This is a genomic window from Actinomycetospora atypica (assembly GCF_042653685.1).
Classification (GTDB): Bacteria; Actinomycetota; Actinomycetes; order Mycobacteriales; family Pseudonocardiaceae; genus Actinomycetospora; species Actinomycetospora atypica.
Map to the genome: position 1 here is coordinate 40,698 of NZ_JBHSIV010000015.1, position 14,630 is coordinate 55,327.

The 14,630-nt window shown below is 75.6% G+C and carries 12 protein-coding genes; 6 read left to right on the top strand and 6 right to left on the bottom strand.

Annotated features, from left to right (window positions below; translation table 11 throughout):
• The first annotated feature begins 140 nt into the window (after positions 1 to 140).
• From ACFPBZ_RS15440 to ACFPBZ_RS15450, 3 genes are all read left to right on the top strand, one after another.
• Entirely contained in the window at positions 141 to 677 is a 537-nt protein-coding gene (locus ACFPBZ_RS15440; protein WP_378036964.1) for a helix-turn-helix domain-containing protein, read from the top strand.
• A gap of 148 nt (positions 678 to 825) precedes the next feature.
• A complete protein-coding gene (locus ACFPBZ_RS15445) occupies positions 826 to 1,647 on the top strand; it encodes a PspA/IM30 family protein (protein ID WP_378036965.1) in 822 nt (273 codons plus the stop codon).
• Positions 1,648 to 1,767: 120 nt separating this feature from the next.
• Positions 1,768 to 3,246: a M28 family peptidase gene (locus ACFPBZ_RS15450; protein WP_378036966.1), complete on the top strand. Its 1,479-nt coding sequence runs from the start codon at positions 1,768 to 1,770 to the stop codon at positions 3,244 to 3,246.
• Positions 3,247 to 3,265: 19 nt separating this feature from the next.
• Here the strand turns inward: ACFPBZ_RS15450 and ACFPBZ_RS15455 are convergent, their stop codons facing one another.
• Positions 3,266 to 4,141 carry a DNA-formamidopyrimidine glycosylase family protein gene (locus ACFPBZ_RS15455; RefSeq protein ID WP_378036967.1) on the bottom strand — a complete coding sequence of 292 codons (876 nt, stop codon included), beginning with the start codon at positions 4,139 to 4,141 and terminating at the stop codon, positions 3,266 to 3,268.
• A gap of 88 nt (positions 4,142 to 4,229) precedes the next feature.
• Between ACFPBZ_RS15455 and ACFPBZ_RS15460 the strand changes: the two genes are divergently transcribed.
• A complete protein-coding gene (locus ACFPBZ_RS15460) occupies positions 4,230 to 5,720 on the top strand; it encodes an alkaline phosphatase D family protein (RefSeq protein ID WP_378036968.1) in 1,491 nt (496 codons plus the stop codon).
• A 77-nt stretch (positions 5,721 to 5,797) separates the two neighbouring features.
• Here ACFPBZ_RS15460 and ACFPBZ_RS15465 read toward each other — a convergent pair whose 3' ends face one another.
• From ACFPBZ_RS15465 to ACFPBZ_RS15480, 4 genes are all read right to left on the bottom strand, one after another.
• A complete protein-coding gene (locus ACFPBZ_RS15465; RefSeq protein WP_378036969.1) occupies positions 5,798 to 7,507 on the bottom strand; it encodes an MFS transporter in 1,710 nt (569 codons plus the stop codon).
• Positions 7,508 to 7,611: 104 nt separating this feature from the next.
• Positions 7,612 to 8,343 (bottom strand): CPBP family glutamic-type intramembrane protease, encoded by a 732-nt coding sequence (locus ACFPBZ_RS15470; RefSeq protein ID WP_378036970.1) that lies wholly within the window; start codon positions 8,341 to 8,343, stop codon positions 7,612 to 7,614.
• Positions 8,344 to 8,388: 45 nt separating this feature from the next.
• Positions 8,389 to 10,194 (bottom strand): alpha/beta hydrolase, encoded by a 1,806-nt coding sequence (locus tag ACFPBZ_RS15475; RefSeq protein WP_378036971.1) that lies wholly within the window; start codon positions 10,192 to 10,194, stop codon positions 8,389 to 8,391.
• 70 nt (positions 10,195 to 10,264) lie between these two features.
• A complete protein-coding gene (locus ACFPBZ_RS15480; protein ID WP_378036972.1) occupies positions 10,265 to 10,609 on the bottom strand; it encodes a bifunctional 3-phenylpropionate/cinnamic acid dioxygenase ferredoxin subunit in 345 nt (114 codons plus the stop codon).
• 185 nt (positions 10,610 to 10,794) lie between these two features.
• On the opposite strand from ACFPBZ_RS15480, the gene ACFPBZ_RS15485 reads away from it, so the two are divergent.
• On the top strand, positions 10,795 to 11,547 hold the full coding sequence (locus ACFPBZ_RS15485) for an IclR family transcriptional regulator (RefSeq protein ID WP_378036973.1): 753 nt from the start codon (positions 10,795 to 10,797) through the stop codon (positions 11,545 to 11,547).
• Positions 11,548 to 11,748: 201 nt separating this feature from the next.
• On the top strand, positions 11,749 to 14,199 hold the full coding sequence (locus tag ACFPBZ_RS15490; protein WP_378036974.1) for an FAD-dependent oxidoreductase: 2,451 nt from the start codon (positions 11,749 to 11,751) through the stop codon (positions 14,197 to 14,199).
• A gap of 76 nt (positions 14,200 to 14,275) precedes the next feature.
• Here ACFPBZ_RS15490 and ACFPBZ_RS15495 read toward each other — a convergent pair whose 3' ends face one another.
• Positions 14,276 to 14,518 carry a hypothetical protein gene (locus ACFPBZ_RS15495; RefSeq protein ID WP_378036975.1) on the bottom strand — a complete coding sequence of 81 codons (243 nt, stop codon included), beginning with the start codon at positions 14,516 to 14,518 and terminating at the stop codon, positions 14,276 to 14,278.
• Positions 14,519 to 14,630 lie beyond the last annotated feature (112 nt).

Here is a 14,630-nt window from a genome sequence, read left to right on the forward strand (position 1 = left end):
ACTGTTCGCCGTGGGCGAACCGGTCGGGCGGACCCGACGCCGGTGCCCCGGAGTCGGTACCGTGGCCTGAACGGTCATCGATGCCGGGCTCTCCTCGGGGCCATAGGTTCCCGACGGCGGGCGCGGCCGGGAGGTGCGGCATGGCGCAGTTGTTGCGCGAGGCGATCGGCGGAACCATCCGCCGGGCCCGCACCGAGCGTCGGCGGACCCTGCGGGACGTCTCCAAGGACGCGCGGGTCAGCCTGGGATACCTGTCCGAGATCGAGCGGGGGCGCAAGGAGCCGAGCAGCGAGCTGCTGGCGGCGATCTGCGAGGCGCTGGCGCTGCCACTGCCCGACCTGCTCGACGACGTCGCCGACTCCATGCGGCCCGTCCGCGAGCCCGCGATGGCCCGGCGCCGCCTGGTGGGCGTCGACCCCGCGCTGCTCTCGGCGGTCGAGGAGGCGCTCGAGGGCGCCGGCGACGACGCCGCGACGACCGCGGTCCCGGCGAGCGAGAGCGCCGCTCCGGCGACCGCGGGCGAGGTCGTCGACCTCGCCGAGGCGCCCGTGGCGGTGCCCGCCGACGCCGGGTCGGAGGACGGCCCCGAGGCCGTCGAGCCGGCGGGCGAGCTGCGGCTGGTGGAGGTCGTCACGCTGGGCCGCGGGGCGGCCGACGCCGTCCGGTCGGCGGCCTGAGCGGGCGACCGCTCGCCGCCCGCGATCACCGGTGCGCGCCCCTGGGGGGACCTCGGTGGAACCTGCGGGCGGGAGCTGACACGATGGGTGACGAGACCAGGCAGGACATGCGGCCTGAGCTGACGGTGATCGAGTTGGGCGGGAGCAGATGGCCAACCCCTTCGTGAAGGCCTGGAAGTACTTCCTGGCAGCGTTCTCCTCGAAGATCGACGAGCACGCGGACCCCAAGGTGCAGATCCAGCAGGCGATCGAGGACGCCCAGCGCCAGCACCAGGCGCTGTCGCAGCAGGCGGCCTCGGTGATCGGCAACCAGCGACAGCTGGAGATGAAGCTGAACCGCCAGCTGGGCGACATCGAGAAGCTGCAGTCCTCGGCCCGGCAGGCGCTGTCGATGGCCGACCAGGCGCGAGCCCGGGGTGACGAGCAGGCGGCGGCGCAGTACGAGCAGTCGGCGCAGGCGTTCGCCACCCAGCTGGTGACCGCCGAGCAGAACGTCGAGGACCTCAAGACGCTGCACGACCAGTCGATCGGCGCGGCGCAGCAGGCCAAGAGCGCGGTCGAGCGCAACGCCCAGGTCCTGCAGCAGAAGCTGGCCGAGCGCACCAAGCTCCTCAGCCAGCTCGAGCAGGCGAAGATGCAGGAGCAGGTCTCGGCCTCGCTCCGGTCGATGTCCGAGGTCGCGGCCCCGGGCAACACGCCCTCGCTCGACGAGGTCCGCGACAAGATCGAGAAGCGGTACACCACCGCCCTCGGGTCGGCGGAGCTCGCGCAGAACAGCGTGCAGGGCCGCATGCTCGAGGTGCAGCAGGCGTCGAACGACTACGCCGGCCAGAGCCGCCTGGAGCAGATCCGGGCGTCGATGAACGGGCCGAGCCAGGTCACGCAGGGCCAGCCCGCCGCCGGGCAGACCCAGCCGGCCCAGCCCGCCCCGGCGCCGACCCAGCAGTACGTGCCGCCGCAGCAGAACTGAGCCGCGGCACCGGTTCGCACGAACGGGCCGTTCGTCACCCTCGATGGTGACGGGCGGCCCGTTCGTCTGTGCGGGTCACCGGATTGCGCGCGGTGTCCGACTCGTCCAGAGTTCGGGACGATGATGCGCTCGGGGCTGGCCGCGGTGTCCCTGCTCGTCGCCCTGCTGGCGACCGCGTGCGGCGCGTCCGCGCCCCCTGCCCCGGCCCCCGCGGCCGCCGCTCCTTCGGCCGACCCCGGCCCGCCCGCGGCCCTGGCCGACCGGGTCAGCGGCGACGCGGCCTTCGTCCACCTGCAGGCCTTCCAGGACATCGCCGCCCGCAACGGCGGCAACCGCGCCTCCGGGTCCCCGGGCCACGAGCAGAGCGTCGACTACGTGGCCGAGCGGCTGCGGCAGGCGGGCTTCCGGGTGGAGACCCCGGCGGTGCCGTTCGACTTCTTCGAGGCGGGCGCCCAGACCCTCGCCGTCGGCGGGGCACCGGTCCCCGGCGTCGTCGCGCTGACGTACACCCGGCCCACCCCGCCCGGCGGCGTCACCGCACCCCTCGTCGTCCTGCCCGACACCCCCGCCGACCCCACGCCGGCCTGCGAGGCGACCGACTTCGGCCCCGACGTGCGCGGCGCGATCGTCGTCGCGCGCCGCGGCGTGTGCCCGTTCACCCAGAAGCAGGCGCTCGCGGCCGACGCCGGCGCGGCCGCGATCCTCGTCGTGAACACCGAGCCCGGGCCGCTCAACGGCACCATCGGGTCGGTCGCCGAGTCGCGGATCCCCGCGGCGGGGCTCTCGCGGACCGACGGCGACCCGCTCTTCGCCCGCGCCGGCACCTCCTCGACGCTCGTCCTCGACACCCGCGCCGAGAGCCGCTCCACCCGCAACGTCGTCGCGCAGACGGCCACCGGCCGCACCGACGAGGTCGTCATGGCCGGCGCCCACCTCGACTCCGTCGCCGCGGGGCCGGGCATCAACGACGACGGCTCGGGCTCGGCCGGGCTGCTGGAGACCGCCCTGCAGCTCGGCAGCGCCCCGCCGGTGACCAACGCCGTCCGGTTCGCCTGGTGGGGCGCCGAGGAGGCCGGGCTGATCGGCTCGACGGCCTACGTGGCGGGCCTCGACGTCGAGCGCCGCCGCGACATCGCGCTGCTGCTCAACTTCGACATGATCGCCTCGCCGAACGCGGGCTACCTGGCCTACGACGGCGACGACTCCGACCGGCAGGGCGCCCCCGCGGGCCCGCCCGGGTCCGACGCGATCGAGCGCCGCATGCTCGCCGCGCTCGGGCAGGTGGGCGTGCAGGGCCAGGGCACCGACTTCGACGGGCGCTCGGACTACGGGCCGTTCATCGAGGTCGGCATCCCCGCCGGGGGCCTGTTCACCGGCGCCGAGGAGGTCAAGACGCCCGAGCAGGCCGCGCGCTGGGGCGGCCGGGCGAACGAGGCGTTCGACCCGAACTACCACTCGCCGAAGGACGACCTCGCGAACGTCGACCGGGTCGCGCTCGACCGCAACGTCACGGCGATGGCCGCGGTGATCAGCGGGTACGCGCTCGACCTCACCGGCCCCGACGGTGTGCCACCCCGGGCGCTGCGCCAGACCAGGTAGGGACCAGGCCCTGTAGCGCTCAGTACCGGGCGCGCCGTCCCGTCTGCTGCTGCGGGCGGCGCGCGCCGCGGCGGGGGAGCTCCGGGTGCGGGCCGGGCTGGCAGGTGGGGCAGAAGTAGGCGACGCGGTCCTCGACGTCCTTGGTCCCGTCGTCCTGGCGGGACACGCGCACCACGTCGCGGCAGCGCCGGCACGCCCGCCCGCCCCGCTCGAACACCCAGTGCTGGGCGCCGTCGCCGAGGTCGCCGGTGGTCGACTGCTCCGGGCGCCAGGCGTTGCGCTCCAGCAGCCGGCGCGACCACGACACGGCGTCGTCGCACTGCCTGTCGGTGAGGTCGCCGACCTTCGTCCACGGCGAGACCTTCATGAGGAAGCAGACCTCGGCCTTGTAGAGGTTCCCGACGCCGCAGGCCACCCGCTGGTCGAGCAGCGCCGTCCCGAGCTCCCGGTCGGGGTCGGCGCGCAGCCGGCGCTTCACCTCCGCGGCGGCTGCGTCGTCCCAGTTGTCGCCGAGCAGGTCGGGCCCGAGGTGGCCGACGAGCCGGTCCTCCTCGGCGGTGGGCAGCAGCTCGAGGTCGTGCAGGCGGAACCCGACGGCCACCCGCTCGTCGGTCTCGAGGATCGCCCGGATGTCGTGCTTCGCGCCCCGCCACGGCCGGCCCGGCCGGTAGAGGTGCCAGGTGCCGTCCATGCGGAAGTGGCTGTGCAGGCTGATGCCGTCGTCGAACCGGGTGAACAGGTGCTTGCCGACGGAGACGACCCCGAGCACGGTGCGCCCGGCGAGGTCGTGCTCGATCAGCCGCGGGTGGCGCAGCTCCCCGCGGGTCAGCTCCCGGCCCGCCAGCGCGTCGTCGAGGCGCCGGCCGGCGAGGAACACGGTGTCACCCTCGGGCATCTCCCCAACGTACCCACGGACGCCGATGTCACCCCGACGACCGTCGTCGTTCATCCGCGCGACGACCGCCGCGGCGAGACTCGCGGGCGTGCCGAACCGCCGAGACGTCCTGCGTGCCGGAGTCCTCCTGGGCGGTGGGGGCCTGCTCGCCGCGTGCGCCGGCACCACCGGCCCCGGGCTCGTGCGCGGCGACCGCCCGGTCCTGACCCACGGCGTGCAGGCCGGGGAGGTCACGGCCGACTCGGCGCTGGTGTGGACGCGGGCCGACCGGCCGGCGCGGATGGTCGTCGAGGTCGCCTCCGACCCGTCCTTCGCCGGCGCCCGCCGCCTCGAGGGCCCGATGCTGACCCCCGACACCGACCTCACGGGACGCCTGCGCGTCCCCGCCGCCCCCGGGCGCACCACGTTCTACCGCGTGGGTGCCGACGGGGCCGAGCCGGTGGTCGGGACGTTCCGACGACCGCCCACGGGCGCCGAGGACGTGCGGTTCGTCTGGACCGGGGACGTCGTCGGGCAGGGCTGGGGGATCGACGAGAGCCGCGGCGGGATGGCGCTCTACGCGGCGATGAAGGCGCGCGACCCCGACTTCCTGCTGCACTCCGGCGACACCGTGTACGCCGACGGGCCGCTGAGCGAGACCGAGAACCTGCCCGACGGCTCGGTCTGGCGCAACGTGCTGACGCCCGAGAAGGCGAAGGTCGCCGAGACGCTGACCGAGTTCCGCGGCCAGTGGGCCTACAACCTGCTCGACACCCACTACCGCGCCTTCCAGGCCGCGGTGCCCACCTACGCGAGCTGGGACGACCACGAGGTGACCAACAACTGGTACCCCGGCGAGGTCCTCACCGACGCGAAGTACGCCCAGGAGAAGCGGGTCGACGTGCTGGCGGCCCGGGCGGCGCAGGCCTTCCGCGAGTGGATGCCGATCGAGGGCGGGCGCATCCACCGCCGCATCCCCTACGGCCCGCAGCTCGACGTGTTCGTCCTCGACATGCGGACGAACCGGGGCAGCAACCCCGACGCCCTGGCTGCGCCCTCCACGCCGATCCTGGGGGAGGAGCAGGTGGCCTGGCTGCTCGACGGGCTCGCCTCCTCGCGCGCGACGTGGAAGGTCGTCGCGGCCGACATGCCGTTGGGCATCGTCGTGAAGGACGGGGACACGGGGATCGAGGCGGTCGCGAACAACGCGCCGGGCGCCCCGGCCGGGCGGGAGGCCGAGATCGCGCGGGTGCTCACCGGGATCCGGGAGCGCGGGGTGCGGAACACGGTGTGGCTGACGGCCGACGTGCACTACACCGCGGCGAACCGGTACACCCCGGAGCGGGCGGGCGTGGCCGCGGACCCGTTCTGGGAGTTCGTCTCGGGCCCGGCTCACGCGGGCGCGTTCCCGGCGAGCCCACTCGACCCCACGTTCGGCCCCGAGCAGGTGTTCGTGCACGCCCCGACGAGGGCGGACGTGTCCCCGGCCGAGGGGTTCCAGCACTTCGGCGAGGTGTCGATCTCGGGCGGGCGGATGCGGGTCGACCTGCGCGACGCCACGGGCGCCTCGCTGTGGTCGACGGAGCTCACCCCGGCGTAGCGGGCCCGCCCGTGTCGAAGCGAGCGGCACTCTCGCTCACATAGAAGCAGCGGGAGTGCCGTTCGCTCCAGCAGGGACTACGGCGTCAGCACCAGATCGCGCGCCCGCGACCGGTCGGCCATCGACACGTGCTCGGCCGTCGGACGCCCGCCCGGCCCGCTCGCGATGACGAGCACGGTCTCCGGGTGGTCGACCGGGGCGCGGAACCCGCCGTCCACGTCCACCGGCACCACGGCGAGCTGGCGCCCGTGCAGGTCGACCAGCGTGACGTGCGCGTCGGTCGCGGGGGCGCCCCCGGCGAAGCGGACGTGTCCGTGCACCACCGGGCCGCCGACCTCGTCCGAAAGGGGCTCGGCGGTGTCGACGACGGTGGCGTCGACCGAGCGCGAGCGGGGGAGGACCGGGATGAGCGTGGTGGCGACGAGGGCGACGAGCCCGCAGCCGGCGGCGATCCACAGCGTGGTCTGCAGGCCCGCGAGGGAGGGCATCGTCGTGCCGCCGACCTGGATGGTCATCGCCGAGAGCACCACCGCCGCCACCGCGGACGCCGTCGAGGTGCCGACCGAGCGCATCAGGGTGTTGAGCCCGTTGGCCGCGGCGGTCTTGTCGGTGGGGACCGCGCGCATGATCAGGTCGGGCAGCGAGCCGTAGGCCAGCGCCACCCCGGCGCCCACCAGCGAGATCACGAGCGCGACGTGCCAGGGCTGCGAGAGCAGCATCGTGCCCAGCGCGTAGGCGACGACGATGATCACGAGCCCGATCTGCAGCGACGTCCGGGGGCCGAAGCGCGACGACACCCGGGCGGTCACCGGCGACATCAGCATCATGACGACGCCGTTGGGCGCGAGGACGAGCCCGGCCGCGAGCAGGGAGAGCCCGAGGCCGTAGCCCGACGAGAGCGGCGCCTGCAGCAGCTGCGGGAAGGTCACCATGCCGGTGAACATCGCGACGCCGACCGGCACCGAGACGAGGTTGGGCACGAGGACGGCCCGGCGCGCGGTGACCCGCAGGTCGACGATCGGGTAGGCGGTCCGCAGCTCCCAGACGCCCCAGGCGAGCAGGATCAGCACGGCGCCGATCGCGGAGCCCAGGGTCGTGGCGCTGCCCCAGCCCCAGTCGGCGCCCTTGGAGACGGCGAGCAGGCCCAGGACGAGGCCGACGGTGAGCGCGATCGCGCCGACACCGTCGAAGCCGCCGCCGGAGCGCTGCGGCGACTCCGGGACCACCCCGAGGACGAGGGCGATCCCGATCGCGCCGAGGGCGCCCGCGGTCCAGAACAGGGCGTGCCAGTCGGCCACCTGCACGATCAGCGCCGAGAGCGGCAGGCCGAGGCCGCCGCCGATGCCGAGGGTGGCGCTCATGAGGGCGATGCCGGAGCCGAGCCGCTCGGGCGGGAGGGCGTCGCGCATGAGGCTGATGCCCAGCGGGACGGCGCTCACCGCGACGCCCTGCAGGGAGCGCCCGATCAGCACCGGGACCAGCGAGGAGGTCATCGCGCAGATCAGCGCGCCGAGCACGAGGAGCGCGAGCGTGGCGAGCAGGATCCGGCGCTTGCCGATCATGTCGCCGAGGCGGCCGGCGATGGGGGTCGCGACGGCCCCGCCGAGCAGCGTGGCGGTGATGACCCAGGAGGCGTTGGCCTGCGTGGTGGACAGCAGCGCCGGCAGCTGCGGGACGATCGGCACCACCAGCGTCATGCACAGCGACGCGATCAGACCGACCGAGGAGAGGACCGCGACGACGAGGGCGGGAGAGGCGCCCGGTCGTCCCTGATCAGCCTGCGCCACCCGAGCTCCGATCGTCCGGTTTGGTGTATCGCACAACGAACGACACCGTATCGGGCAGCAGCACCGCGGGGATCCCGGATATTCCCGGACTCACAGGGTCGGTCCTAGCGCGTCGCGAGCACCACGGCGACCAGCCCGACGACGTTCGTCCCCAGGTGGATGCCGATGGAGGCGAACAGGCTGCCGGTCCGACGGCGTACCACCGACATGACGACACCGCCGAGCGCGGTCACGAGCAGCACCACCGCGACCCCGACCACGGGGATGCCGCCGACGGGGGCGGCGAGCGCCCCGGCCAGGTGCCACACCGCGAAGGCCGACGCCACCGCGAACACCACGCCGCGCCCGGCCCAGAGCCGCCCCGACCAGGCGCGCTCGGTGAGGCCGTGCAGCACCCCGCGGAAGGCCAGCTCCTCGCACAGCACGGTGCCGACGGGGATGAGCAGCAGGGCCCGCAGGACGAGGGCCGAGGTCGGGCTGCCCTCGACCCCCGGGTTCTCGAGCAGCGGGCGCGTGGCCGGCAGCAGGAACGCGACCGCGTACCCCAGGGCCGCCACACCCACGGCCGCGCCGCCCCAGCGCAGCCCGGCCCGCCACGTCGTCGGGCAGAGCCCCAGGTCGCGCCAGCTCAGGCCGCCGGCCCGGGCGGCGAGGACGAGCACGAGGACGCCCGCGACGTTCGCGATCATCCGCACCACCGGGTCGGCGGGCAGGGCCGGGACGAGCAGGTTGTTCCACGCCACGAGGCCGGCCGCGACCGCGACGACCACGGCCGAGAGGACCACGGCGGCGGGGAGACGCCGCGGGACGGCGGGGGCGGGAGCGGGGGCGGTCATCGTCCTCCACCGTGCCATCCGACCCTGTGTGCGAGCCGTGAGGGTCTACGGGCCGGCCAGGACCTGCCGCACCCGGGCGGTGTCGGCGTCGGTCCAGCCGGGCGGCGCGGCGACGGCGACCCACCCGTCGAGGACCTCGCCCCGGTAGACGTGCCCGTGGCCCTCGGGGACGCCCACGGAGTTCATCAGGTCGATGGTGACCTGCCAGAACGTGATCACCGGGTACCAGCTCATGGCGCCGAGCACGTCGTACCCGCGGGGTTCGACGAGCCAGTCGGGACGCGACCAGAGCAGGTCGGGCGACCACCAGACCACCGGGTCGGACGGGTGCTGCAGGTAGAGCACGTGCGGGGTGATCCACGGCGTGGGCGGGGTGCGGCGCACGGTCGCCGAGCTGTCGCCGCCGGCGAAGCGCACGACGAGGCCGTCGGCGTAGGTGGGCCGGATCTCCGTCGAGCCCGGGTCGCGCCGGGTGACGATCTGCTCCCACAGGCGGTTGCTGTTCGGCGGGCCCACCCAGAGCACGCCGTCGGTGTTGGCGCGGGCGTCGGCGAGCGAGCTGAACGCGGCCTCCGAGCCCTGCGACCCGAGGCTCTCGCCGAAGATCAGCATCCGCGGTCGGGGCGTACCGGCGGGGATCGCGTCGATGCGGGCGTGCACGGCGTCGATCAGCATCCGCCCCTCGTCCTCGGCGCGGGAGCGGTCGACGACGAAGGACAGCCAGCTGGGCAGGTAGGAGTACTGGGAGGCGACGAGGGCGGTGTCCCCGCCGTAGATCGCCTCGAGGGAGTCGGCGACCGGGTCGTCCACCCAGCCGGTGCCCGTGGTCGTGATGACGCCGATGACGGGCCGGGAGAAGGCGCCCTCGCGGTCGAGCTCGGCGACGGCGAGGTCGGCGCGGGCCTGCGGGTCGGGGGCCGACTCGAGGCCGACGTAGGCGCGGACCGGCTCGACCCCCGGGCGCCCGGCCGCCGCGCCCAGCTGTGCGGGGTCGCGGCCCGCGGCGACGAAGCGGCGGCCCTCCTTGCCGAGGGTCTCCCACGGCACCAGGGAGGCGGGGGAGCCCGAGCGCGTCGGGCTCGTCGGGCGGTCGAAGCCGGGGTAGGTCTCCTCGTTGACGCCGCCGAAGGCCTGGTCGACCACCGCGAGCGTCCCGCGGAGCACCACGTTGTTGGTCACCGCCGCGATGACCACGGCGATCACGACGACGGCCACGGCCGCCGCGATCCGCCGGGGCAGGCGGGCGTAGCGGCGCAGCCCCCGGACGAGCACGTGGTCGGCGTGGCGGACCAGGCGCACGAACGCGATGGGCAGGGCCGCCACGACGATGCCCACGGGCACCGCCCGGGCGTAGCCGAGGGCCGTCGGCGGCTCCATCCCGACGAGCGCCGCGAGCTGGCGCTGCCAGCCGACGCCCGCCCAGAGCGCGACGAGCACGACGAGCGCCGCCACCGCGAGCAGGAGCGGCCAGGCCACCGCCCGCACCCGCCGGGGCACCCAGATGCGCGCCCGGGCGAACATCCGCAGCCCCGCGTGCGTGCGCCGGATGCCGAACCAGACGAGGGTGCCGAGGCCGTAGCCGACCGCGGCCGAGAGGCCGGAGGCGAGGCCCTGGACGAGCCAGGTGCGGGGGATCAGCGAGGGCGTCATCGCGAGCGACCCGAACGCCACCGCGAGCGTGAGCCCCAGGGCGTCGACCCGCAGCCAGCGCAGGCCGCGCCGGTCGAGCGGGCCGGGGCCGCGGTGCACCACCGCGGCGGCGGGCGGCCTGCGGTGCGGGCGGGACGTCGGGCCGGTCACCGCGTCCCCGGCGTGCGCGGGCGCCTCGGCCCCGACCCCCGCTCCCGACACGGGGCCCAGTCTGGCCCACCGCCGTTCGGCCCAGAGCCGGGGCGGGTGCGCCGTGGACCACACGGCGGCCTCAGGCGGCGACCTCACCCGCCCGGTCGAACTCCACGTGGATCATCCCGTCGATCACGACGACGGGATGGGTGCGGACCGGGCGCCGCGCCGGGCCCTCACCGGGCAGACCGGTGCGCAGGTCGAACAGCGCGGCGTGCAGCGGGCACTCGACGAAGCAGCCCTCGAGGTAGCCGTCGGAGAGCGCGGCGTCCTGGTGGGTGCAGGAGTCGTCCACGGCGTGCAGCCCCTCCTCGGTGCGGAAGACCGCGACGCCGGGGCCGGCCGGATCGGGGGTGAAGCGCGGCTCGAGACGGACGGCGTCGCCGGGGTCGAGGTCGGCCAGGGCACGGACGGGAACGAGCATCGGGCGCTCCGGAGGGGGAGAACGTTGCGCACAGAGGAACGTTGGGCGCGATGCGCAACAGAGTGGGCCTCATTCCCGGAACCCGTCAAGTCCCCGGCCCGCAAGAGGTGATACGGCGGCCGTTCCCGGTCGATACACTTCCGGGCGTGTCGAAACCGGACGGTGACCGTTCCTCGGTCCAATCGGTGGACAGGGCCGTCACCATCCTCGAAATCCTCGCGGCGCGTGGCGAGGCCGGCATCACCGAGATCGCCGAGGAGCTTGGGGTCCACAAGTCGACGGCCTCGCGGCTCGTGTCCGCCCTGCAGCGCCGGGGCCTGCTCGAGCAGCTCGGCGACCGGGGCAAGTACGCGCTGAGTTTCGGCATCGTCCGGCTGGCCGCCGCGACGACGGGCCGGATGGACCTCGCCCGGCTCGGCCAGCCCACGTGCCAGGCCCTCGCCGAGCTGGTGGGGGAGACGGTGAACCTCGCGGTGTCCGACGGCGAGGCGGCGATCAACGTCGCCCAGGAGTTCGGCACGTCCACGGTGACCACCCAGAACTGGGTGGGCCGGCGCACGCCGCTGCACGCCACCTCGGCGGGCAAGGTCCTGCTGGCCTACATGGACGACCACGAGCAGCGCCAGCTCCTGCGCCGGCGGCTGCCCCGCTACACCGAGGCCACGATCACCGAGGCGGCCGCGATGCGCGCGGAGCTCGCCCGGGTGGTCGACGAGGGCTACGCCCGGTCGTTCGAGGAGCTCGAGGTCGGCATGCACGCCGTGGCCGTGCCGGTGTGGGCCCACGACGGCCACGTCGTCGCCGCCCTCTCGGCGTCCGGCCCCGCCTACCGGCTGCCGCGCCGCCGCGCCCGGGCCATCGTCGGCGACATGCGCGAGGCCGCGGGGGAGCTCTCCGCCAAGCTCGGCTGGGTCGACCCCGGCTCCTCCCTGCGCTGACCGGCCCAGCGCGCTCCGCCACCCGTCCGTCGGCGATCCGGCGAACGCCGAGCAGCGGGAACGGCCGCGTCACGGCACCCGTCCGCGGGCCCGCCACCCCTTGACAGCGCTCCTCCGCGGGTTCCACCGTGTTGCGGTAGAGAGAACGTCGTGCGCATCGCGCAACACGAGCCCTCGGACCCGTCCGAGCGGGAGACGCTCATGGGACCTCGCGTCGTCATCGTCGGAGCCGGCATCGTCGGCTGCGCCCTCGCGGACGAGCTCACGGCACGGGGCTGGACCCGTGTCACCGTGCTCGACCAGGGCGGACCGGTCCGCACCGGCGGCTCCACCTCCCACGCCCCGGGGCTGGTCTTCCAGACCGCCGCGCACCCGACGATGACCCGGTTCGCCCGGGCCACCGCCGCGAAGTACGCCGCGCTGCGGGTGGCCGGCCGCGCCTGCTTCCGCCGGGTCGGCGGGCTGGAGGTGGCGACGACGCGCGAGCGGCTCGCCGACCTGCGCCGTCGTCACGGCTGGGCCACCGCGGCGGGGATCGACTCCCGCCTCCTCGAGCCCGCGGAGTGCGTGGGCCTGCACCCGCTGATCGAGCGCGACGCGGTGCTCGGCGGGCTGCACGTGCCCTCCGACGGGCTCGCCGTGCCGCTGGGGGCGGCCGAGGCCCAGGCCGCCGCGGCCGCCGCGCGTGGCGCCGAGTTCCGCCACGGCGTGCGCGTCACCGGGATCGACACCACCGGCGGCCGGGTCCGCGCGGTCGAGACCTCGCAGGGCCGGGTGGCGGCGGAGGTCGTCGTGGCCGCGGCCGGGATGTGGGGACCGCTGCTCGGCGCGATGGCGGGCGTGCCCGTGCCCCTCTCGCCGATGGCCCACCAGTACGCGTGGAGCACGCCGCTGCGTGAGCTCGACGTCCTGCAGAAGGTGCGCGGGCTGCTCGACCCGGTCGGCGCGGTGCTGCCGATCCTGCGCCACCAGGACGCCGGGCTGTACCTCCGGGAGCACGGCGACCGTCTCGGGGTCGGCACCTACGGCCACCGGGCCATGCCGGCCGAGGCCACCGGGCTCGACCGCCCGGGCCCCGACCGCGGGGAGATGCCGAGCGAGCGGGCCTTCACCGCGCTCGACTTCGAGCCGAGCTGGGCCGCGGCCCAGGCCCTCGTCCCCGCCCTCGACGACGCGAAGGTCGAGCGCGGGGTCAACGGCCTGTTCTCCTTCACCCCCGACGGCATGCCGCTGCTCGGCGAGACCGACGTGCCCGGGTTCTGGCTGGCCGAGGCCGTGTGGATCACCCACTCCGTCGGGGTGGCGCAGGCCGTCGCGAGCTGGATGGTCGACGGGGTGCCCTCGCTGCCGGCCCTGCCGGGCGCCGACGGGGAGGCGGGGGAGCCCGAGCCGGTCGACGTCTCCGCCGCCCACCACGACCGCTTCGACCCCGCCCTGCTCGCGCCCGCCACCGTGCGCGGCCGGTCGTGCGCCGCCTTCGACGAGGTGTACGCCATCGGCCACCCCCACGCGCCCGGCCCGGTACGGCCGCCCCGCGCGGGGCCGTTCGACGGCCGCCACCGCGAGCTCGGGGCGGTCGTCGCCGAGCGGGACGGCTGGGCGGTGCCCGCGTGGTTCGCCGACAACGCCGACCTGCCCGAGGTGTGCGAGGTCCGCCCGCGCCGCGCGTGGGCGGCCCGGCACTGGTCGACGGTGGCGGGGGCCGAGGCGCTCGTCGTGCGGCGGGCGGTGGCCCTGGTCGACCTGACCAGCCGGCACCGCGTCGACGTCACCGGGCCGAACGCCCTGGGCCTGCTCCAGCAGCTCACGACCTCCGACCTCGACCGACCGGTCGGCGCCCGGACCCGCACCCTGTGCCTCGACCGGTCGGGGAGGATCCGGGCCGACCTCGACGTCGCCCGGCTCGGCCCGGAGCACTTCGCGGTCGGCGCCGCGACCCGCCTCGAGGTCCGGTGGCTCGCCGAGCACGCCCTCGGCGACGTCACCATCACCGACGTCTCGGCCGGCACGTGCGCCGTCGGGGTGTGGGGCCCGGCCTCGGGCGTCCTGCTCTCCCGGCTCACCGACCCCGCCGACCGCCGGCGCACCGCCGACGCGGTGCACACCCACGTCGGGGCCGTGCCGGTCCTCGCGCTGCGCGGCACCCCCGCGGGCCTCGACGGCGTGGAGCTCCGCACCTCCGCCGACCTCGGCGCCGCGCTGTGGGACGTGCTCTGGGACGCGGGCGCCACCCTCGGCGTCGTCGCCGCCGGGGACCGGGCCGTCGCGAGCCTGCTCGTCGAGGCGGGCCACCGCGGCATCGAGACGGGGATCGACGCCACCCTGACCCCGGCCGAGGCCGGGCTCGGCCACCTCGTCGACCCCGCCAAGGGGCTCTTCCTCGGGCGCGACGCCGCCCTCGCCCCGCCGCGGCGGCGCCTGGTCACCCTCGCGCTCGACGACCCCGGCGAGGTGGTCCTCGGCGACGAGCCGGTGCTCGACGGCGAGGTGTGCGTCGGCCGGGTCGCCGCCGCGGAGGCCGGGCACACCGAGGACCTCTCGCTCGCCCTCGCGGTGGTGCCGGCGTCGTCCGCGCGGGCCGGCACCCCGCTGTCGGTGGAGTACTTCGGGCGCCGGCTGGCGGCCCGGGTGGTGGAGCGGGAGGTGCGCTGAGGCCCGCCTCCCGTCCGGTGTCAGCGATGGCACCTCGCTGACACCCAGTGGCAGGGAGGCGCCACGCTCGACCGGCTCAGAGGTCGGAGTCGACGAGGCGGACGTCGTCGGCGTGCCACGGCACCACGGCGACGACGACGTCGGGCAGGTCGGCGAGGTCGTGCTCGAGACGCCGCCACTCGGCCTGCCGGAACGCCTCGCCCGGCTCCCGGTAGGGGCCGTAGCAGTCGCAGTGGCCGGTGACCGGGTCGGCCACCAGCACGACGAACCCGTCGGCGTCGTCCTCGGGGGACGGCTCCGGCTCCCCGGCGAAGGTCATGACGCTCTCCTCCCGTGACGCCCCGCCCTGCGCGGTGCCTCCCGAGAAGCGTCGTCCGGACCGGCTCGCCCCCGCGTCCTCCGACCGCCCGTCCCGCGGGTGGAACCCGCTG

Coding starts and splice junctions, on each gene's coding strand:
- ACFPBZ_RS15455 (WP_378036967.1), bottom strand. CDS start 4,141: ATGCCCGAGGGTGACACCGTGTTCCTCGCCGGCCGGCGCCTCGACGAC.
- ACFPBZ_RS15450 (WP_378036966.1), top strand. CDS start 1,768: ATGATGCGCTCGGGGCTGGCCGCGGTGTCCCTGCTCGTCGCCCTGCTG.
- ACFPBZ_RS15480 (WP_378036972.1), bottom strand. CDS start 10,609: ATGCTCGTTCCCGTCCGTGCCCTGGCCGACCTCGACCCCGGCGACGCC.
- ACFPBZ_RS15440 (WP_378036964.1), top strand. CDS start 141: ATGGCGCAGTTGTTGCGCGAGGCGATCGGCGGAACCATCCGCCGGGCC.
- ACFPBZ_RS15495 (WP_378036975.1), bottom strand. CDS start 14,518: ATGACCTTCGCCGGGGAGCCGGAGCCGTCCCCCGAGGACGACGCCGAC.
- ACFPBZ_RS15470 (WP_378036970.1), bottom strand. CDS start 8,343: ATGACCGCCCCCGCTCCCGCCCCCGCCGTCCCGCGGCGTCTCCCCGCC.
- ACFPBZ_RS15445 (WP_378036965.1), top strand. CDS start 826: ATGGCCAACCCCTTCGTGAAGGCCTGGAAGTACTTCCTGGCAGCGTTC.
- ACFPBZ_RS15490 (WP_378036974.1), top strand. CDS start 11,749: ATGGGACCTCGCGTCGTCATCGTCGGAGCCGGCATCGTCGGCTGCGCC.